This window comes from Pseudomonas panipatensis (assembly GCF_900099785.1).
Lineage (GTDB): Bacteria > Pseudomonadota > Gammaproteobacteria > Pseudomonadales > Pseudomonadaceae > Pseudomonas > Pseudomonas panipatensis.
Window position 1 is genome coordinate 107,259 of sequence record NZ_FNDS01000004.1, and the last position, 20,034, is coordinate 127,292.

Sequence of the window (20,034 nt, forward strand, 5' to 3'; positions counted from 1 at the left end):
GTCAGTTGCTCCCCTGCTGCGCCGCGCCGCCACTCTTGGAGGCTTCGTACTGGCCCATCTTGCCGCTGTCCTTGAGGGCCTTGGTGACCTCCGGCGGCATGTACTTCTCGTCGTGCTTGGCCAATACCTCATCGGCGCTCAGCACGCCGTTCTCGTCGAGCTTGCCGAGGGCGACGATGCCCTGCCCTTCACGGAACAGATCCGGGAGGATGCCGCGGTACTTCACCGTGACTTCCTTGGCGAAGTCGGTGACCACGAACTCCACGTCGAGGGAGTCGGCCGAACGCTTCAGCGAGCCCTTCTCGACCATGCCGCCGGCGCGGATGCGCGTGTCATGCGGCGCCTCGCCGTTGGCGATCTGCGTCGGCGTGTAGAACAGATTGATGTTCTGTTGCAGCGCGGACAGCGCCAGGCTGGCGGCGACGCCGACGCCAGCGACGATGGCCAGGACGATGTACAGGCGCTTCTTGCGGACCGGATTCACTTATTGGCCTCCCGGCGCAGACGGCGCGCCTCTTCTTGCAGATAACGCTTACGCGCCAGGATGGGTGAGGCAACGTTGATCGCCAGTACCACCAGGCTGATGGCATAGGCCGACCAGACGTAGGGCCCGTGGTGGCCCATGGCGAGGAAATCGCCGAACGACTCGAAACTCATAGGGCGCGTTCCACCTCGTTCTTGACCCAGGACGCGCGCGACTCGCGCTTGAGCACTTCCAGACGCATGCGCATCAGCAGCACGACGGCGAAGAAGCAGTAGAAGCCGAGCACCATGATCAGCAACGGCACCCACATGGTGGCGGGCATCGCCGGCCTCTGGGTCAGGGTGAACGTGGCCGGCTGGTGCAGGGTGTTCCACCACTCCACCGAGTACTTGATGATCGGGATGTTCACCACCCCGACGATGGCCAGCACCGCGCAAGCCTTGGCCGCGCTGTCGCGGTTGCTGATCGCCTGGCCGAGGGCGATGACGCCGAAATAGAGGAACAGCAGGATCAGCATCGAGGTCAAGCGCGCATCCCAGACCCACCAGGCGCCCCAGGTCGGCTTGCCCCAGATGGCCCCGGTGACCAGCGCGATGAAGGTCATCCAGGCACCGATGGGCGCCGCGCACTGCACCGCGACATCGGCGATCTTCATCTTCCAGATCAGGCCGATGGCGCCGGCCACCGCCAGCATCACATAGCAGGACTGGGCGAGGAACGCCGCCGGCACATGGATATAGATGATGCGGAAACTGTTGCCCTGCTGGTAATCCGGCGGCGCGAAGGCCAGCCCCCAGACGATACCGGTGACGATCAGCAGCACGGCAGCGATGGCGAACCAGGGCAGCCAGCGTCCGCTGATCTCGTAGAACCACTTGGGCGACCCAAGCTTGTGAAACCAAGTCCAGTTCATCATCAGGCTCTGTGTGTCAGGGCACTTCTTTTCATAGCCGGGACCGCTCCGCGCGTACGGCTGGGTTCACTCGCCAACGCTGATCTTCAGGCCAGCAGCGATGGCGAAAGGCGTCAGCGTCAATGCTAACGCGGTCAGGCTGCCGAGCCAGAGCAGGTGCCCGGCGGTCGGCAAGCCTTGCAACGATGCCTGCAAGGCACCGCTGCCGAGAATCAGAACGGGGATATACAGCGGCAGGATCAACAATGCCAGCAGCAGCCCACCGCGTTTCAGACCGACCGTCAGCGCCGCACCGACCGCGCCGAGCAGGCTGAGCACCGGCGTCCCGAGCAGCAGCGACAGCAGCAGGACCGGCAGGCAGCGTACCGGTAATCCGAGCATCAAGGCGAACAAAGGCGACAGAAGCACCAGGGCCAGCCCCGAAACCAACCAGTGTGCCAGCACCTTGGCCAGAACCAGAAGAGGCAGGGGGTGCGGCGAAAGGACCCACTGCTCCAGCGAACCGTCCTCGAAGTCGCTGCGGAACAGGCCATCGAGCGACAGCAGCACCGCCAGCAGCGCCGCCACCCACACCAGGCCGGGCGAGAGGTTCTGCAGCATCTGGCTTTCCGGGCCGACGGCCAGCGGGAACAGGGCGATGACGATGGCGAAGAACACCAGGGGATTGGCCAGCTCCGCCGGGCGGCGGAACAGCAGGCGCGCCTCGCGGGTCAGGAGCAGGCTGAAGACGTTGCTCATGCACGCACCCCCGCGCTCTCGCGGGCGTGCTGGCCGAGGTCGAGGGCACGATAGCCGGCGGGCATGCGCTGCAGGCTGTGGTGGGTCGTGAGCACCACCAGCCCACCGCGTTCGCAATGCCGGGCCAGGTGCTCCTCCAACTGCGCGACACCCTGCTTGTCGAGGGCGGTGAAAGGTTCGTCGAGAATCCACAGCGGAGGGGCGTCCAGGTACAGACGCGCCAGCGCCACGCGACGCTGCTGGCCAGCGGACAGGGTATGGCAGGGCACGTCCTCGAAGCCACGCAGCCCCACCGCCGCCAGCGCCGACCAGATCGCCTGGCGTTCGGCCGGCTGGTGCAAGGCGCAGAGCCAGGCCAGGTTCTCCTCGGCCGTCAGCAGCCCCTTGATTCCCGCGGCGTGACCGATCCACAGCAGGCTGCGCGCCAGGGCGCCACGCTGCTCGTGCAACGCCCGGCCATTCAGATGCACTTCGCCGGCGGTCGGTTGCATCAGCCCGCAGAGCAGCCTGAGCAGGCTGGTCTTGCCACTGCCGTTGGGGCCGACGATCTGCAGCATCTCGCCGGCGCCAAGGCGCAGATCGAGGCCTTCGAAGAGCATGCGCCAGTCTCGCTCGCAGGCGAGCGCCACGGTTTCGAGAAGCGGACTGGTCAAGGCATCGGAACCCATCGAGAGAATCGAATTCAGGCTAAAGTCATGCTGCCACGGGCCGCTATAGTGGCCACGGGCGGCGCATTATACACGCCCCATCCCGGCCCCGGCGCCGGCATTTTCGACAGCTTGTTAGCAAGGTTTACCGATGCCGAGCGAGATTGGCGCCTCCCGCCCGCTGCCAGCGCTGACCCCCGCGCGCGTCACCCAGAGCGCGGCGGAAATTTCCCTGAAGCTGGCACAGAGCCTGGGCGATCTGCTGCCTACCGGACAGAGCGCCAGCGCCGAAGTCCTGGCGGTTCGCGAAGCCCCTTTCAACTTCCAGTTGTTGCTGCGCCTGACCCTGGCCAGCGGCCAGCAGGCATTGGTCACCGCCGATAGCGCGCAACCCTTGCCCAAGGGCAGCAACCTCACCCTGTCCGCCGTGTCCCCCACGAGCCTGGCCGCCACCCTGCTGGCGCCATCCAGCAGTGCGATCGTCGACGACCTGCTGCCACTGGCCAGCCTCGATCTGGAGCAGCTTCCGGTAGGCAGCCTGGTGCAAGGCAAGGTGCTGTCCAGTACCGCACTGCCAGCCGAACAGACACAAACCAGCGGCTACCGGGTGCTGCTACGCCTGCTCGGCGGACCGTTGGCCGGGCGCCTGCTGGACCTCGATTCGGCGCGCCCGTTGAAGCCTGGCAGTCTGCTCAGCGCGCAGGTCCAGGACACTCGCGCGCTGCAGTTCCTGCCGCTGTCGGAGCGCCTCGACCAGCTCAACTTGAGCCGCCAACTGATCGCCCAGCAAGGCCGGCAAACGCCGCCCCAGGCCTTGATCGAGACGTTGCAGACTCTGACTGCTCACGGCGAGGATCTGCCAGCGCCGCTGCGCGGCGCGGTGAACACCTTGCTCGCCAGCCTGCCGGACATTCACCAGCTCAGCGACGCCAAGGGCCTGGCCCAGGCGCTGCAGCAAAGTGGCAGCTTCCTCGAAGGACGTCTGCTGCAAGGCGTCGCACCGCAAGCCAGCGACTACAAGGCGAACCTGCTGAGGTTGATCAGCGAACTGCTGCCCGTAGCCGGCGACGATGCCCCCGGCCTGCTCGCCAACCTGGCCAACAACTCGGCGGCCAATCTGGTGCGCAGCTTGCCGGCTTTCGTGCGCAATGCCCTCGGGACGCTCAGTCAGAATGGCAGCCCCCGTGTCCAGCACACCGACTTTCCGCTCCCCCCGCGAACCCTGCAGAAGCTGGAAGACGAGGGCGACCTGGAGTCGTTGCTGAAACTGGCCAGCGCCGCGGTCGCCCGCCTGCAGACCCACCAGTTGAGCAGCTTGGTGCAGAGCGAGCCATTGCCCGACGGCGGCCAGTTGAACACTTGGCAGATGGAAATCCCCATGCGCCAGCAGCAGTCGGTGATCCCGTTGCAAGTGCGCATTCAGCAAGAGGAACGCCACAGCCACAAGGATCAGGAGCAAGCGCGAGAGAGCCTCTGGCGTATCGACTTGGCTTTCGACCTCGACCCGCTCGGGCCGCTACAGGTGCAGGCCACGCTGGCCAGCATCGGCTTGAGCAGCCAACTGTGGGCCGAACGCGACAGCACCGCCCAATTGATTGACCGCGAACTCGGCCACCTGCGTCAACGCTTGCAGGATGCCGGCCTCACGGTGCGCGAGCTGTCCTGCCGCCAGGGGCGGCCGCCGCAAGGTGCCCGCACCGCTCTGGAACAACGCTGGGTGGATGAAACCGCATGAAGAAAACGCACAAGGTCCCACGCCAGGCCATTGCCCTCAACTATGACGGGCAGAGCGCTCCGACCCTCAGCGCCAAGGGCGACGCCGAATTGGCCGAAGCCATCCTGGCCATCGCCCGCGAGCACGAAGTACCGATTTACGAAAATGGCGAATTGGTGCGCCTGCTGGCGCGCCTGGAACTGGGTGAAGCAATTCCACAAGCGCTGTACCGGACCATGGCGGAGATCATCGCCTTCGCCTGGTACCTCAAGGGCAAGAGTCCGGCACCCCGGGCAAACGCCAATAGCGAGCAGCTCTTACTCGAGGGCCCCGGCCTCACGCCGGCCAGCCCGGCATCCCACTGAGTTCCTTGGCCATCGCGAAAGCGGGCTGGCCATCGCGAAAACCGCCGACATGCGCATTGCCGTAATCTACCAGGCTGGTGATAGCCATGCGCAACTGGGCAAGACTGAAGGGGCGCTCCAGAATCTGCAGCAGGGGCACCCGGTTATGCCAGGCCCACTCCAGCAGTTCCAGGCGCTCCGGTTCGGAGAAACTGCCGACCAGGACGAACTGCTGGATGGCATCGTTGCGACTCAGGCGCAGCAGGGTCGCGAAGTCGTCTTCGCTGAGGCTGAACTTGTCGTAGATGAACAGGTGGTAGTGCTGACCGGAACGCAAGGCTGCGGTCACTTCGCCAAGATTGAGGCACAAGCTGAGGTGAAAGACCTCAAGACGGTTAAGCAGTATGCCGTACTGCTGCAGACAACCGGGGTGCGGACAGAACACCAGGGTCCGCTGCGATAACGGAAGCATTGCGAAATCCTCGGAAATGGCTGATGTCCGCCAATCTACCGAGGCCGTCAACGCTTGATGATGAGACAAATCCGAAAAGCCGGTAGGGGGCCGCCGCGTTGCACGGCGCCCCTGGCGCGAGGTCAATCCTGCGGGCGACCACGGTGCAGGCGGGCCACCAGATCGGCTTCGGCCTGGGACAAACCACACGCTTGAGTCAGATCGGCGGCACTGGCCCCCATTCCGGCCAGGCGCGCCGCCTGACTGAAGGAAAGGCTGGCCGGATCACGCTGTTCCAGGCGCGCCAGGCGCTCGGGCAAATTGGCGACCTGCTTGCGCAGCTCACCCAGCTCCTCCCCCATGCGCACGTTGATGCGCTGGTAGGATTCGAGGCGTTTGCCCAGCTCCTTCAGACGCAGCTCCAGTGCCGCGCCCTGGGTCGCCTGCTGGGCGATGAGCGCGGCCTGACGGCGCTGCTCGAGCAGCAACCGGACAGAGAATCCCCCCAGGGCCAGACAGACGACCCCGAGCAAGGCCAGAGCGACCAGCATCTCAGATGCTCTCCAGCTCCGACCACTCTTCCTCGGTCATCATCTTGTCCAGCTCGACCAGAATCAGCAGCTCGCCATTCTTGTTGCAGACGCCCTGGATGAACTTGGCCGACTCTTCGTTACCGACATTGGGTGCGGTCTCGATCTCGGACTGGCGCAGGTAGACCACTTCGGCAACGCTGTCGACCAGAATACCCACCACCTGCTTGTCAGCCTCGATGATGACGATGCGGGTATTGTCCGATACCGGCGCCGGGTCCAGGCCGAAACGCTGACGGGTATCGATCACCGTGACCACGTTGCCGCGCAGGTTGATGATCCCCAGCACATAGCTGGGCGCCCCCGGCACCGGAGCGATCTCGGTGTAGCGCAGCACTTCCTGGACCTGCATCACGTTGATGCCATAGGTTTCGTTGTCCAGGCGGAAGGTGACCCACTGCAGAATCGGATCTTCGGCACCTTGCGCTGACGTCTTGTTCATATCCCCTCGCCTCTCGTTATCTGCCACGCCGGTTTGGCCGCATGGCGGTTGTCGTTCAATTTCGTTGCCAGCCGGCGTCGGCTCAACGCCGCGGCAGGTTGCGCGCCGCGCCGCTGGCGATGAGCTCGGCCAGGGCCGAGACATCCAGCAGCGCGCACATCTGTTCGATCACGGTACCGGCAAGCCAGGGTCGCTGCACGCGCTGGTTGCGCCATTTCACCTCGGACGGATCGAGGCGCACCGAGCGACTGACCTGATGCACCGCCAGCCCCCACTCGTACCCCTGCACCGAAATCACATATTGCAGCCCTTCGCGATAATCGTCGCGATAGCGCTCGGGCATCACCCAGCGCGCGGTATCCAGTACTTTCAGGTTGCCGGCCTGGCTGGGCAGTATGCCGAGGAACCAGTCCGGCTGGCCGAACAGCGGAGTCAACTCCTGTCCGCTCAGCGGATAGATCGAGCCCAGGCAGACCAACGGCACCGCCAGAGTCAAGCCAGCGACATCGAACAGCAGACACTCGAAGGGTTCGGCGGCCCACAGCGGACGGCCATCGTCGAGCAACGCCAGCGGTGCTGCCGGCAAATCGGCACTGCCGGGACGATGCAGTTCGATGACCTGAGCGGAGAGCGGCGCCTGCGCGGGAGCCGGCGGCTCCAGCACGGGGCTGGCCAGCGGTTCGCGAGGAGCGTGGATGACAACAGGCTCGGCGCTCGCACCGGCCAGGCGCGCATCGCGAACCTGCTCTTCGAGCACCGCGGCCTCGAACTCGTCAAGGCTGACGCTGCTGGCGAACGTCTCATCCGCTGTCACATCGGCACGTACCTCGACCGCTATGGGCGCGGCGACGGCGGTGAGGACGACCGGCTCCAGCACGGCGGGCGCGCTGACGACCTCTTCGAACGTTGCCTCCTGCAGCAATGCGTCGAGATAGGACTGCAACGCGATCTGGGGGCGTGTGGCGGTAGCGGAACGGCTCATGCAGGGAATCCGCGCAATGGGGTTAGCCAGCCTATCGGCCGGCCTGGGGTCAGACTTGAACACTGCCGTCGGATATTCATCGTCAAGCCACCTGGGTTGCCGGTACCTGGCCAAGCAGGTGCTTGAGCAGCGCGCGATAGGCAATCACACCACGACTGTTGGCGTCATACCGCGAAGGTACCAAACCGTGACGGCTGGCATCGCGAAGGCGCGTATCGATCGGAATGAACGCCGGCCAGAGGGTATCCGGATAGGTGTCGCGGAGCAGGCGCAAGGCGCCGATGGAGGCCTGGGTACGGCGATCGAACAGGGTCGGCACGATACTGTAGGGCAGCGCCTGGCGCCGCGAGCGGTTGACCATGGACAGCGTATTGACCATGCGCTCCAAGCCCTTGAGGGCAAGGAACTCGGTCTGTACCGGGATGACCAGATGCTGGCTGGCGGCCAATGCGTTGACCATGAGCACGCCCAACAACGGTGGGCTATCGATGATGGCGTGATCGAAATCCTGCCAGAGCTGGGCCAGGCTCTTGGAGATCACCAGGCCGAGGCCGTTCTGCCCCGGCGACTGGCGCTCCAGGGTAGCCAGCGCGGTGCTCGAGGGCAGCAGCGCGATTTTCTCGTGGCTGGTCGGCAGCAGCAGTTGCTTCGGCAGGCCTTCGGGAACCGTGCCCTGGTGCTGGAACAGGTCGAACACACTGTGCTCGAGGGTATCCGGGTCATGGCCGAAATAGCTGGTCATGGAGCCATGCGGGTCGAGGTCGACCACTACGACGCGCTTGCCGGCATCGGCCAGCAGGCCAGCCAGTGCGATGGACGAGGTGGTCTTGCCGACGCCGCCTTTCTGATTGGCAACCGCCCAGACTTTCATGCTGTTCTCTCCGGTCCGAATGGTTGGTTCATGCTTGTCATTTTGCTCAGCCCCCGGGCGCAGGCGACGGAGATTTGACGGCACCCGCAGTGGGCGCCTCGTTGGAAGCCTGCGGTGCAGGTTGCGTGCCAGCCTGCCGCAAAACCGGATCCGGCTGCGCCTTGGCGCTGCCGACCCCGCTGACGCTGCGGCGCACTTCCAGATTGCGGGAAATCACCAGCACCACCCGGCGATTGCGCGCACGGCCTTCGGCATTGGCGTTGTCCGCCAGCGGCTGGAACTCGCCGTAACCCACCGCCGCCAGGCGTCCGGGATCGACCCCGTCCTGCGCCAGCAGGCGCACTATGCTCGCCGCACGCGCGGTGGACAATTCCCAGTTTGTCGGGTACTGCGCGTTGTGGATGGGCACGTTGTCGGTAAAGCCCTCCACATGGATAGGGTTCCGATAGGGCGTCAGAATCCTGGCAACCTTTTCCACGATGTCAAACGCTGCATCGGCGGGCATGGCGTCACCGCTGGGGAACAGCAGGCTGGAGTTGAGGGTGATCTCGATCCACAGCTCGTTGCCCCGCACGCTCAACTGGTCACTCTTGATCAGGTCGCCGAATTGCTCGCGCACCGAGTTGGCGATCTGCGTCAGCGGGTCGCCGGCGTCGCGACTGTCCTGACCACCCTGTTGCATGTCGTCGTTGGGCGCCTGGGTCGTGCGCGGCCGATCTTCGCCGATGGGGATTGGCCGGATCGATCTGTCCGGCTGATTGAACACCCCGGTCAAGGTTTCCGAGAGAATCTTGTACTTGCCTTCGTTGATCGAGGAAATCGAATACATCACGACGAAAAAGGCGAACAACAGGGTGATGAAATCCGCGTAGGACACCAACCAGCGCTCGTGATTCTCATGTTCGTCACGGTGGGGACGACGGGCCATGGCGACTCCCCGTTCAGCCGACGAAGCCTTGCAGCTTCAGTTCGATAGAGCGTGGGTTTTCGCCCTCGGCAATGGACAGCAGCCCCTCCATGAGCATTTCCCGGTAGCTGGATTGACGCAGCACGATGCTCTTCAGCTTGTTCCCGATCGGCAGCAGCAACAGGTTGGCGAAGCCCACGCCGTAGATGGTGGCGACGAAGGCGACGGCGATGCCGCTACCGAGTTGACTGGGATCGGCAAGGTTGCCCATGACATGGATCAGGCCCATCACCGCGCCGATGATACCGATGGTCGGCGCATAGCCGCCCATGCTCTCGAAGACCTTGGCCGCTTGCAGATCGCGCCCTTCCTGATTGAACAGGTCCACTTCCAGGATGCTGCGGATGGACTCCGGTTCGACGCCATCGACGAGCAATTGCAGGCCCTTGCGCGCATAAGGATCGAGTTCGCTTTCGGCGACGGTTTCCAGCCCCAGCAGGCCTTCCTTGCGCGCCGTCATGCTCCACCCCACCACCCGGTTGATGCCGCCGGGCAGGTCCACCTTGGGTGGCAGGACTATCCAGCGCAGCAGGCTGAGCGAGCGCTTGAGCATCGCCACCGGGGTTTGCAGCAAGGCCGCTGCCAGCGTACCGCCGACCACGATCAACGCGGCCGGACCGTTGGCCAGCGCGCTGACGTGCCCTCCTTCGAGGAAATTGCCGCCGATGATGGCGACCAGCGCCAGTATCAGACCGACCAGGCTGAGTACATCCATCAGCGCGAATCCCGACTCATGCACAGGCCTCGCCGAGGTGCCGACCGATGTCGTCGAGGCTGTAGACCGCGTCGGCAAGTCCCGCCTTGGCGATAGCCATGGGCATGCCGTAGATCACGCAACTGGCCTCGTCCTGCGCCCACACCTGGCTGCCACTCTGCTTGAGCATGCGCGCGCCTTCACGGCCATCGGCGCCCATGCCAGTGAGCACCACCGCCAGTACCTTGTCGCCATAGGCCTTGGCCGCCGAACCAAAGGTCACGTCGACGCAGGGCTTGTAATTCAACCGCTCATCGCCAGGGAGAATGCGCACCACACCGCGCCCATCGACCATCATCTGCTTGCCGCCCGGTGCCAGCAGGGCCAGGCCCGGACGCAGCAAGTCGCCGTCCTCGGCCTCCTTGACGCTAATCCGACAGAGCTTGTCCAGCCGCTCGGCAAAGGCCTTGGTGAAGGCCGCCGGCATGTGCTGGATGAGCACCAGGGGCGCGGGGAAATTGGCCGGCAGCTGGGTCAGCACCCGCTGCAGCGCCACCGGACCACCGGTGGACGTACCGATGGCGACCAGCCGGTAGGGCTTACGCTTTGGGGTCGAGGCTTGGGGCGCAGCGGCCTGGGGAGCGGCAGGAGCATGCCGGGGCGCTGCGGCAGCAGCCGGCGAAGGCGGTGCAGAGGCAGGCGCCGGCGCGGAAAGGAAGGAGGCGTAGCGACGGTTGCTACGGGCGATGGTGTGGACCTTCTCGCAGAGCAACTGGCGGACCTTCTCCGGATTGCGCGAGATATCCTCGAAGTTCTTCGGCAGGTAATCCACCGCACCGGCATCCAGGGCGTCCAGGGTGACGCGGGCGCCCTCATGGGTCAGCGAGGAGAACATCAGGACCGGGGTCGGGCAGCGCTGCATGATATTGCGCACCGCGGTGATGCCATCCATGAGCGGCATCTCGTAGTCCATGGTGATCACATCGGGCTTGAGCGCCAGCGCCTGGTCGATCGCTTCGCGGCCGTTGGTGGCCGTGCCGACCACCTGGATCTGCGGGTCGGCGGAGAGGATTTCCGAGACGCGGCGGCGGAAGAATCCCGAATCGTCCACCACCAGGACTTTGACAGCCATAAACACTCCTGATTAAAGCCATGATCGCGCGCGGGCAGCCCCGCGCGGATTGATCAGATTCGCCGCGCGTAGCGCTTGAGCATGCTCGGCACGTCGAGGATCAGGGCGATTCGCCCATCGCCGGTAATGGTCGCGCCGGCCATGCCGGGGGTGCCCTGGAGCATCTTGCCCAGGGGTTTGATGACCACTTCTTCCTGACCGACCAGTTGGTCGACGACGAAACCGATGCGCTGGGTGCCCACCGAGAGGATCACCACATGCCCCTCGCCCTGCTCCTCGTAGGCGGCACCGGGCACCAGCCAGCGCTTGAGGTAGAACAGCGGCAAGGCCTTGTCGCGGACGATCACCACTTCCTGGCCGTCCACCACGTTGGTGCGCGACAGGTCGAGGTGGAAGATCTCGTTGACGTTGACCAGGGGGAAGGCAAACGCCTGGTTGCCCAGCATGACCATCAGGGTCGGCATGATCGCCAGGGTCAGCGGGACCTTGATGACGATCTTCGAGCCTTGGCCCTTGGCCGAGTAGATGTTGATGATGCCGTTGAGCTGGGAAATCTTGGTTTTCACCACGTCCATGCCGACACCGCGGCCGGAGACGTCGGAAATCTCGGTCTTGGTCGAGAAGCCGGGGGCGAAGATCAGGTTGTAGCAGTCGGACTCGCTCAGCCGTTCCGCCGCATCCTTCTCCAGCAGGCCTTTCTCCACCGCCTTGGCGCGGAGGATATCCGGGTCCATGCCCTTGCCGTCGTCGGAGATCGACAGCAGGATATGGTCGCCTTCCTGCTCGGCGGACAGCACCACTCGCCCGCCACGGGGCTTGCCGGCGGCTTCGCGCTCCTCCGGCGATTCGATACCGTGGTCGACGGCATTGCGCACCAGGTGCACTAGCGGATCGGCCAGCGCCTCGACCAGGTTCTTGTCGAGATCGGTCTCTTCGCCGACCAGCTCCAGGTTGATTTCTTTCTTCAGGTTGCGCGCGAGATCGCGCACCAGCCGCGGGAAGCGTCCGAAGACCTTCTTGATCGGCTGCATGCGGGTTTTCATCACCGACATCTGCAGGTCGGCGGTAACCACATCGAGGTTGGCCACGGCTTTGCTCATGGCCTCGTCGCCGCTGTTCAACCCCAGGCGCACCAGGCGGTTTCGCACCAACACCAGCTCGCCGACCATGTTCATGATCTCGTCGAGCCGCGCGGTATCGACGCGCACCGTGGTCTCCGCCTCGCTGGCACTCTTCTCATGGACAGGCGCGGCGGCAGGCCGCGAAGGCTCAGGCGCCTTGGCTGGCGCGGCGGGTCGGGCCTTGGCCACAGCCGGCACCACTGCCGCAGCAGGCGCCGCCGGTGCTACCGCGGCAGCGGGAGCTTCCTCGGCGGCACCGAACTTGCCCTTGCCGTGCAGTTCGTCGAGCAATGCCTCGAATTCATCGTCGGTAATCTGATCGTCGCCGGAAGCGGCAGGGCTGCTCTCGGCTGGCGCCGCGGGTTTTGCGGCAACGTTTTCGACCACTGCCTTGTCGGCACTGAACTGACCCTTGCCGTGCAATTGATCGAGCAAGGCTTCGAATTCATCGTCGGTAATCTGGTCGTCGCCGGACTTTGCAGGTGCGCTCTCCGCTGGCGCAGCGGGTGCGGCGGCGTTCTCGGCAACCGCCTTGGCGCCAGCGAATTGCCCCTTGCCATGCAACTGGTCGAGCAGCGCTTCGAATTCGTCGTCGGTGATTTCATCGCCAGCGGCGTTGCCGGTCGGCTCGGCCGCTGCAGCCGGCGCCGGTTGCGCGGTATCGGCTGGCTCCAGCGCATCGAGCAACTGCTCGAACTCGGCATCGGTGATTTCGCCATAGGCTGGCGTCTGAGCGGCAGCGGGAACCGCCTCGACCGGCGCCTCGGCAACGGGCTCCGGCGCCTGCTCGTCGTCTCCGGCCGGTTCCGCCAGGCGCGCAAGCGCAGCGAGCAACTCGGCGGACGCGGGAGTGGGCTCCTGCTGGTTGCGGACCTGATCGAACATGACGTTGACCGTGTCCAGCGCCTGCAGCACCACATCCATCAGCTCGGAGCTGACCCGACGCTCGCCTTTGCGCAGGATGTCGAAGACGTTCTCCGCGATATGGCAACACTCGACCAGCGCATTCAGCTGGAGGAAGCCCGCCCCACCCTTGACAGTGTGGAAGCCACGGAAAATAGCGTTGAGCAAGTCCATGTCATCCGGTCGGCTTTCCAGCTCGACCAGTTGTTCGGACAATTGCTCGAGAATCTCGCCGGCCTCCACCAGGAAGTCCTGGAGGATTTCTTCATCGGCGTCGAAGCTCATGCGGTGCTCCCTACGGTGTGATCACACACCTCAAAAACCAAGGCTGGACAACAGATCGTCGACGTCGTCCTGACCGGATACGACGTCCACTCTTTTATCGGCAGCGACCTGCGGACCTTCACCCTTGGACGATCTTTCTTTTGCGACTTCATCGCGCATTTCCTGGTGGTCGTGCTCGATGCCGGCGTAACGATCGACCTGCCCCGCCATCCAGACCAGCTTGACCAGGTTGCTCTCGACCTCGGTGACCAGCTTGGTGACGCGCTTGATCACTTGCCCGGTGAGATCCTGGAAATCCTGCGCGAGAAGGATGTCGTTGAGGTGCGCGGAGAGTTTGCGGCTGTCCTGGGCGCTGCTGTAGAGGTATTGCTCGACGCGCTTGGCCAGGTCGCGGAAGGCGTCCGGCCCCAGCTCCCGACGCATGAAGCGCGACCAATCCTGCTGCAGCGCCTTGGCCTCGCTCTCGATATGCCCGACCAGTGGCGTGCACTCCTCCACCAGGTCCATGGTGCGGTTGGCCGCCTTCTCGGTCATCTGCACCACGTAGGACAGACGATCGGTGGCGTCGGCGATCTGCGACATTTCCTCGACGTGCCGCGAATGCGGGTCGATCTGGAAATTGACGATAGCGTTGTGCAGTTCGCGGGTGAGCTTTCCGACCTCCTGGTAGAGGCCACGGTCGCGCGCCTGGTTGAGCTCATGGATGAGCTGTACGGCCTGCTGGACCTCGCCCCGTTCCAGGCTGTCGACCAGTTCGTGCGCTTGTTTTTTCAGGGTCGACTCGAAGTCACCCGTGGAATCGTTGACGAGCTCCATGACGCCCTCTTGGTCGGCTTCAACCGCCAACCCGCTCGAAAATCTTCTCGATCTTTTCTTTCAGCACCTGAGCGGTGAAAGGCTTGACCACGTAGCCGTTGACCCCGGCCTGAGCCGCTTCGATGATCTGGTCGCGCTTGGCTTCCGCGGTCACCATCAGCACCGGCAGATGCTTCAGGCGTTCGTCGGCACGCACGGCGCGCAACAGGTCGATACCGGTCATGCCCGGCATGTTCCAGTCAGTGACGAGGAAATCGAAATTGCCGCTGTGCAGCATCGGCAGCGCGCTGGTGCCGTCGTCGGCCTCAGCGGTATTGGTGAACCCCAGGTCACGCAGGAGGTTCTTGATGATGCGCCTCATCGTGGAGAAGTCGTCCACAATGAGAATTTTCATGTTCTTGTCCAAACCTGCCTCCGTCCAGTCCCTGACGCGCCGCCACGGACGCGCCTTGAAAACCCATTGGCCGGCGCCCGACAGGCACCCACCCTGATTCGCTTCCCGGGTACGGGGCCTCCACCGGGAACTCCCCGACGGACCACACCCCCACCCATTTCGTGCCGCTCCACCTGGAGCCGTGCCGGCCCCGCTTTCCGCTCGATGGTGCCGCACGGGTCAAACCGGCAAGATTCTATCCGTCTTGTCGGAAAATTCCGCTATGGCTTTGTTGCGATCGGCACTCAATGCGCCCGCCATTCCGCCAGACGCGCGCGCAATCGAGCGGCGCACTGGCTATGCAACTGACTGACCCGCGACTCGCTGACCCCCAGCACTTCACCGATCTCCTTGAGGTTCAGTTCTTCGTCGTAGTAGAGCGCCAACACCAGCCGCTCGCGTTCGGGGAGCTTGGTGATGGCGTCGGCCAACGCCGCCTGGAAGCGCTCGTCCTCCAATCCATGGGACGGTTCATTGTCCAGGTGCATGGAGTCTTCCACCGCGCCACCCTGACCACCCTCCAGCACCAGGTCGTCGAAACTGTACAGACGACTGCCCTGGGTGTCGCTGAGGATCGCGTAATAATCGTCGAGACTCATATTGAGTTCGGCAGCGACTTCCTGATCTTTAGCATCCCGCCCGGTACGCGCTTCGATCGCCCGGATGGCATCGCTGACCATGCGTGTGTTGCGGTGGACCGAGCGTGGCGCCCAATCCCCCTTGCGTACCTCGTCGAGCATGGCGCCACGGATACGGATGCCCGCGTAGGTTTCGAAGCTGGCACCCTTGCCGGAGTCATATTTCTTCGCCGCCTCGAGCAGGCCGATCATGCCGGCCTGCATCAGGTCTTCCACCTGGACGCTGGCCGGCAGGCGGCCGAGCAGATGGTAAGCGATCCGCTTCACCAGCGGGGCGTAACGCTGGATCAGCTGTTCCTGGGAGTTCTGCGCCTGCGCCTTGCTGTACATACGCGCTCCGGAGCCGCTCATCATACGGCCGAACCCGTGGTTGGATTCTGCACCAGGCGCTCCACGAAGAACTCCAGGTGCCCACGCGGGTTGGCCGGCAGCGGCCAGCTGTCGACTTTCTGGGCGATGGCACGGAAGGCCAGCGAAGCCTTGCTGCGCGGGAATGCGTCATAGACCGCGCGTTGCTTCTGTACCGCCTTGCGCACCGACTCGTCGTAGGGAACGGCGCCAACGTACTGCAGCGCCACATCGAGGAAGCGATCGGTGACCTTGGTCAGCTTGGCGAACAGGTTGCGCCCTTCCTGCGGGCTGTGCGCCATGTTGGCCAGCACGCGGAAGCGCGTCATGCCGTAGTCGCGATTGAGCAATTTGATCAGTGCGTAGGCGTCGGTGATCGACGTCGGCTCGTCGCAGACCACCAGCAGCACTTCCTGAGCGGCACGCACGAAGCTGACCACCGAATCGCCGATGCCAGCGGCGGTGTCCACCACCAGCACGTCGATGTTTTCGCTGATATCGCTGAAAGCCTGGATGAGTCCGGCATGCTGCATCGGCGATAGCTGCACCATGCTCTGCGTGCCGGACGCCGCGGGAACGATGCGGATACCGCCCGGCCCCTGGAGAATCACGTCACGCAGGTCACATTCGCCCTCGATGACATCGGCCAGGGTGCGTTTGGGAGAAAGCCCCAGCAAGACGTCGACGTTGGCCAGTCCGAGGTCGGCGTCCAGCAGCATGACGCGGCGACCCAGCTCGGCCAGGGCCAGCGACAGATTCACCGACACATTGGTCTTGCCGACACCACCCTTGCCACCGGTGACCGCGATTACCTGAACGGGATGCATACCCATAAACCTTACCTTGCCTCTTCATCGACCCCGACGCCATTCGTTGCGCCTGGATCCTGCCGGTTGCAGTGCTCTCCGCCCCCAGCGCTGACGGATCTGTTCGAGCATCCGTATCCGCTTGGCGACCCCCGTTACGCGGGAGTCGCGGGAATCGTTCAGCCGGCGTAACGCGCCGGTTGCTGATAAAGGCCGGCGAATAACCCGGCCATGGTGTCCTCACAGGGTTCGTCGGGGGCCTGCAGACTGACCGCGCGGCTGACCAGTTGGTGCGCGCGGGCAACCTGCAGATCATCCGGAATTCGCGGCCCGTCCGCCAGATAGGCAACCGAAAGACGTTGTGCTATTACCAGCGCCAGGGCTTCCCCCAGGCTGCCGGCTTCGTCCAGCTTGGTGAGCACGCAGCCGGCCAGGCCACAGGTGCGGTAAGCGTGCCAGGCGGCCTTCATCACCTGGCTTTGACTGGTAGCCGCCAACACCAGGTAACTCTTCACGTTCAGGCTCTGCGCCGCCAGCGCTTCGAGCTGCATGCGCAGCGCCGGATCACTGGCCGGCAGTCCGGCGGTGTCGATCAGCACCAGGCGCTTGCGCGCCAAAGGCGCCATGGCCTGTACCAGAGACTGACCGGGATCGACCAGGGTCACCGGGACGTTGAGGATGCGCCCGAGGGTCTTGATCTGCTCCTGGGCGCCCAGGCGGAAACTGTCCATGCTCACCAGCGCCAGGCTCTGCGCGCCGTATTTCAGGACGTAACGCGCGGCCAGCTTGGCCAAAGTGGTGGTCTTGCCCATCCCGGCCGGACCGACCAGGGCGATCACCCCACCCTGCTCCAGCAAGTCTGCGTCCGGCGTGCGGATGGCGCGCGCCAGATGCGCCAGGAGCATGCGCCAGGCCTGTTTGGGATCGGCAATGCCGGCCACGCGCTCGAGCAGTTGGCGGCTCAGGTCGGCCGGCATGCCCATGCGCTGCAGGCGGCGCCACAGGCCAGCCTGCTTGGGCCGCTGGCTCTGCAGTTGATTCCAGGCGATGGAACCAAGCTGCACTTCGATCAGCTCGCGCAGCCCGTTGAGTTCGAAGCGCATGGCTTCCAGAGTCTGCTGGCTGGCGCTCGGTGCGGCAGGCGCCACCGGCGCGGCCATGGCTTCGGCCAGGCTCGGGCGCTTGGCGGGTTCGGCGCCATACAATTGACGATCCTTGCGCGCATCCTGCGCGGCGCGGATCGGCGTGCTCAGCTCGGCGCGGGCCTGAGCGATGCGCGCCTGGGTCTTGCGCAACTCGGCTTCCAGCGCAGGATTCGGCTTACTGGCGGCCGCCGGCGGCTGATAGTCCAGCGCCGCAGTCAGCTCGACGCCACCCGCGACCCGGCGGTTGCCGATGATGGCGGCATCCGCGCCCAGCTCATCACGGACCAGCTTCATGGCCTGGCGCATATCGGCGGCGAAAAAGCGTTTAACCTGCATGGCGCTGTCCTTAATTCTGTCCAACGGTGGCGACTATGGTGACTTGCTTGTTGTCCGGTATTTCCTGGTAGGCCAGCACGCTCATGGTGGATACCGCCATCCGCGCGAATCGCGACATCATCGCGCGAATCGGACCTGCCACCAGGAGGATCGCCGGCTTGCCGAGCACTTCCTGGCGCTGCGCCGCATCGACCAGCGAGCGTTGCAGCTTTTCGGCCATTCCCGGCTCCAACAACATGCCATCTTCCGAACCTTGTCCGGCCTTCTGCAGGCTATTCAGCAAAATCTGTTCCAACCTGGGTTCCAGGGTGATCACAGGCAGCTCCGAGTCAAGCCCCACAATGCTTTGCACGATGGCGCGAGATAGCGCGACGCGGACCGCAGCAACCATCGCGGCGGGATCTTGACTCTTGGCGGCCACATTGGCGATGGCCTCGGCAATGGTGCGGATATCGCGTACCGGCACCTGCTCCTGCAGCAGCGCCTGCAGGACCTTGAGCAGGGTGGACAGGGAAATCAGTCCCGGAACCAACTCTTCCGCCAGCTTGGGCGAGGTCTTGGCCAGCAGTTGCATCAGTTGCTGGACTTCCTCGTGCCCGAGCAGTTCGTGCGCGTGCTTGTGCAGGACCTGGTTGAGGTGCGTGGCGACCACCGTGCTCGGGTCTACCACGGTGTATCCCAGCGACTGCGCCTGATCGCGCTGACCGGCCTCGATCCACACGGCTTCCAGGCCGAACGCCGGGTCCTTGCCAGCGATGCCGTTGAGCGTGCCGAACACCTGCCCCGGATTGATCGCCAATTCGCGGTCGGGGTAGATCTCGGCTTCCGCCACGCTGACACCCATCAGCGTCAAACGATAGGCGTTGGGCAACAGGTCGAGGTTGTCGCGGATGTGCACCGACGGCATCAGGAAGCCCAGGTCCTGGGACAGCTTCTTGCGTACGCCCTTGATCCGCGCCAGCAACTGGCCGCCCTGGTTGCGGTCGACCAGCGGGATCAGCCGGTAGCCAACTTCCAGACCGACCATGTCCACCGGGGTCACGTCGTCCCAGCCGAGTTCCTTGGTTTCCTGGGCGCGCTGTGCTGGCAGCAATTCCTGCTGACGCTGGGTTTCCTGTTCCTCGGCCTGCACCGCCTTGCGCTGGCGCTGCCAGATCAACCAGGCGCCGGCGGCGGCCAGGCCACCCAGGCCGACGAAGGAAATATGCGGCATGCCCGGCACCAGGCCCATGGCGATGAGGATCGCGGCGGAAACCGCCAGGGCCTTGGGCGAGGCGAACATCTGCCGGTTGACCTGCTGGCCCATGTCCTCGGAGCTGGAAACCCGGGTGACCATGATCGCCGCCGCGGTGGACAGCAGCAGCGAGGGCAACTGCGCCACCAAACCGTCGCCGATGGTGAGCAGCGAATAGACCTTGCCGGCGTCGCCGAAGGACATCTGGTGCTGGATCACACCGATGGCCACGCCACCGATCAGGTTGATGAAGAGGATCAGCAGGCCGGCGACGGCGTCGCCGCGAACGAACTTACTGGCACCGTCCATGGAGCCGTAGAAGTCGGCTTCCTGGGCCACCTCGGCGCGACGCTTCTTGGCCTCCGCCTGCTCGATCAGACCGGCGTTGAGGTCGGCGTCGATGGCCATCTGCTTGCCGGGCATGGCGTCCAGGGTGAAACGCGCGCTGACTTCGGAAATCCGCCCGGCGCCCTTGGTGACCACCACGAAGTTGATGATCATGAGGATCGCGAAGACCACGATACCGACCACGTAGTTGCCGCCGATCACCACCTCGCCGAAGGCCTGGATCACCTTGCCCGCGGCGGCGTGGCCGTCATGGCCATGAAGCAGCACCACGCGGGTGGAGGCGACGTTCAGCGCCAGGCGCAGCAGGGTCGCGACCAGCAGGATGGTCGGGAACACCGCGAAGTCCAGCGGACGCAGGGCGTACACGGAGACGAGCAGGACGACGATGGACAGGGCGATGTTGAAGGTGAAGAGCACATCCAGCAGGAACGGCGGGATCGGCAGGGTCATCATCCCCAGCATCGCCAGGAGCAGCAGCGGCACCCCCAGGTTGCCGCGGCCCAGTCCTGCCAGATTGCTGCGTACTGCGCCGACCCATTGCGAACGATCCACCCCGAACTCCCCTACTACCCTGGTGCGGACCATCGGCCCACGAGAATCAAACTTTTGACGCCGGAAGCGGCGCTACAGGGCTGGTAGCAGGAAGTGTTCC

At 64.5% G+C, this 20,034-nt stretch carries 22 protein-coding genes; 2 read left to right on the top strand and 20 right to left on the bottom strand.

Annotation, left to right across the window (positions count from 1 at the left end):
- Position 1 precedes the first annotated feature (1 nt).
- The 5 genes from ccmE to ccmA all read right to left on the bottom strand — a co-directional run bounded on the left by ccmE (position 2) and on the right by ccmA (position 2,803).
- Complete coding sequence (gene ccmE, locus BLQ74_RS10645) at positions 2 to 484, bottom strand: cytochrome c maturation protein CcmE (RefSeq protein WP_090262539.1); 483 nt, start codon at positions 482 to 484, stop codon at positions 2 to 4.
- Positions 481 to 657, bottom strand: a complete 177-nt coding sequence (gene ccmD, locus BLQ74_RS10650) for a heme exporter protein CcmD (RefSeq protein WP_090262540.1) — start codon at positions 655 to 657, stop codon at positions 481 to 483. The genes ccmE and ccmD overlap by 4 nt, the downstream gene beginning before the upstream one ends.
- Positions 654 to 1,400, bottom strand: coding sequence for a heme ABC transporter permease (locus BLQ74_RS10655; RefSeq protein ID WP_090262541.1), 747 nt, complete (start codon positions 1,398 to 1,400; stop codon positions 654 to 656). Before BLQ74_RS10655 ends, ccmD begins: the two co-directional genes overlap by 4 nt.
- A gap of 63 nt (positions 1,401 to 1,463) precedes the next feature.
- Positions 1,464 to 2,135 carry a heme exporter protein CcmB gene (gene ccmB / locus BLQ74_RS10660; RefSeq protein WP_090262542.1) on the bottom strand — a complete coding sequence of 224 codons (672 nt, stop codon included), beginning with the start codon at positions 2,133 to 2,135 and terminating at the stop codon, positions 1,464 to 1,466.
- Complete coding sequence (gene ccmA, locus BLQ74_RS10665) at positions 2,132 to 2,803, bottom strand: cytochrome c biogenesis heme-transporting ATPase CcmA (protein WP_090262543.1); 672 nt, start codon at positions 2,801 to 2,803, stop codon at positions 2,132 to 2,134. The genes ccmB and ccmA overlap by 4 nt, the downstream gene beginning before the upstream one ends.
- Positions 2,804 to 2,933: 130 nt before the next feature.
- Here ccmA and fliK point away from each other — a divergent pair, with 130 nt between their 5' ends.
- Together fliK and BLQ74_RS10675 are read left to right on the top strand one after the other, a co-directional pair.
- Entirely contained in the window at positions 2,934 to 4,517 is a 1,584-nt protein-coding gene (gene fliK, locus BLQ74_RS10670; RefSeq protein WP_090262544.1) for a flagellar hook-length control protein FliK, read from the top strand.
- Entirely contained in the window at positions 4,514 to 4,861 is a 348-nt protein-coding gene (locus tag BLQ74_RS10675; RefSeq protein ID WP_090262545.1) for an EscU/YscU/HrcU family type III secretion system export apparatus switch protein, read from the top strand. Before fliK ends, BLQ74_RS10675 begins: the two co-directional genes overlap by 4 nt.
- On the opposite strand, the gene BLQ74_RS10680 is transcribed toward BLQ74_RS10675, so the two are convergent.
- The 15 genes from BLQ74_RS10680 to flhA form a co-directional block, all read right to left on the bottom strand.
- The gene (locus tag BLQ74_RS10680) at positions 4,833 to 5,312 is read right to left on the bottom strand and encodes a hypothetical protein (RefSeq protein WP_090262546.1); all 480 of its coding nucleotides are present in this window, start codon (positions 5,310 to 5,312) and stop codon (positions 4,833 to 4,835) included. The two genes, BLQ74_RS10675 and BLQ74_RS10680, sit on opposite strands and share 29 nt — an antisense overlap.
- A gap of 122 nt (positions 5,313 to 5,434) precedes the next feature.
- Positions 5,435 to 5,842 carry a DUF2802 domain-containing protein gene (locus tag BLQ74_RS10685; RefSeq protein WP_090262547.1) on the bottom strand — a complete coding sequence of 136 codons (408 nt, stop codon included), beginning with the start codon at positions 5,840 to 5,842 and terminating at the stop codon, positions 5,435 to 5,437.
- A gap of 1 nt (position 5,843) precedes the next feature.
- Positions 5,844 to 6,323: a chemotaxis protein CheW gene (locus BLQ74_RS10690; protein WP_090262548.1), complete on the bottom strand. Its 480-nt coding sequence runs from the start codon at positions 6,321 to 6,323 to the stop codon at positions 5,844 to 5,846.
- 82 nt (positions 6,324 to 6,405) lie between these two features.
- Positions 6,406 to 7,305, bottom strand: coding sequence for a CheW domain-containing protein (locus BLQ74_RS10695; RefSeq protein ID WP_090262549.1), 900 nt, complete (start codon positions 7,303 to 7,305; stop codon positions 6,406 to 6,408).
- Between the two features lie 82 nt (positions 7,306 to 7,387).
- On the bottom strand, positions 7,388 to 8,176 hold the full coding sequence (locus tag BLQ74_RS10700) for a ParA family protein (RefSeq protein ID WP_090262550.1): 789 nt from the start codon (positions 8,174 to 8,176) through the stop codon (positions 7,388 to 7,390).
- A 46-nt stretch (positions 8,177 to 8,222) separates the two neighbouring features.
- Positions 8,223 to 9,104, bottom strand: coding sequence for a flagellar motor protein MotD (gene motD / locus BLQ74_RS10705; protein ID WP_090262551.1), 882 nt, complete (start codon positions 9,102 to 9,104; stop codon positions 8,223 to 8,225).
- 13 nt (positions 9,105 to 9,117) lie between these two features.
- Entirely contained in the window at positions 9,118 to 9,858 is a 741-nt protein-coding gene (locus tag BLQ74_RS10710; protein WP_090262552.1) for a flagellar motor protein, read from the bottom strand.
- 16 nt (positions 9,859 to 9,874) lie between these two features.
- Positions 9,875 to 10,969 carry a protein-glutamate methylesterase/protein-glutamine glutaminase gene (locus tag BLQ74_RS10715; protein ID WP_090262553.1) on the bottom strand — a complete coding sequence of 365 codons (1,095 nt, stop codon included), beginning with the start codon at positions 10,967 to 10,969 and terminating at the stop codon, positions 9,875 to 9,877.
- Positions 10,970 to 11,022: 53 nt separating this feature from the next.
- Positions 11,023 to 13,278 (bottom strand): chemotaxis protein CheA, encoded by a 2,256-nt coding sequence (locus BLQ74_RS10720; RefSeq protein ID WP_090262554.1) that lies wholly within the window; start codon positions 13,276 to 13,278, stop codon positions 11,023 to 11,025.
- Positions 13,279 to 13,308: 30 nt separating this feature from the next.
- A complete protein-coding gene (locus BLQ74_RS10725; protein ID WP_090262555.1) occupies positions 13,309 to 14,094 on the bottom strand; it encodes a protein phosphatase CheZ in 786 nt (261 codons plus the stop codon).
- A 19-nt stretch (positions 14,095 to 14,113) separates the two neighbouring features.
- Complete coding sequence (locus tag BLQ74_RS10730; protein WP_090262896.1) at positions 14,114 to 14,488, bottom strand: chemotaxis response regulator CheY; 375 nt, start codon at positions 14,486 to 14,488, stop codon at positions 14,114 to 14,116.
- Positions 14,489 to 14,772: 284 nt separating this feature from the next.
- Positions 14,773 to 15,519: an RNA polymerase sigma factor FliA gene (gene fliA / locus BLQ74_RS10735; protein WP_090262556.1), complete on the bottom strand. Its 747-nt coding sequence runs from the start codon at positions 15,517 to 15,519 to the stop codon at positions 14,773 to 14,775.
- Positions 15,516 to 16,346, bottom strand: a complete 831-nt coding sequence (gene fleN / locus BLQ74_RS10740; RefSeq protein ID WP_090262557.1) for a flagellar synthesis regulator FleN — start codon at positions 16,344 to 16,346, stop codon at positions 15,516 to 15,518. The genes fliA and fleN overlap by 4 nt, the downstream gene beginning before the upstream one ends.
- 152 nt (positions 16,347 to 16,498) lie before the next feature.
- The gene (gene flhF / locus BLQ74_RS10745; protein WP_090262558.1) at positions 16,499 to 17,800 is read right to left on the bottom strand and encodes a flagellar biosynthesis GTPase FlhF; all 1,302 of its coding nucleotides are present in this window, start codon (positions 17,798 to 17,800) and stop codon (positions 16,499 to 16,501) included.
- Between the two features lie 10 nt (positions 17,801 to 17,810).
- Positions 17,811 to 19,967 carry a flagellar biosynthesis protein FlhA gene (gene flhA / locus BLQ74_RS10750; RefSeq protein ID WP_425287488.1) on the bottom strand — a complete coding sequence of 719 codons (2,157 nt, stop codon included), beginning with the start codon at positions 19,965 to 19,967 and terminating at the stop codon, positions 17,811 to 17,813.
- Positions 19,968 to 20,034 lie beyond the last annotated feature (67 nt).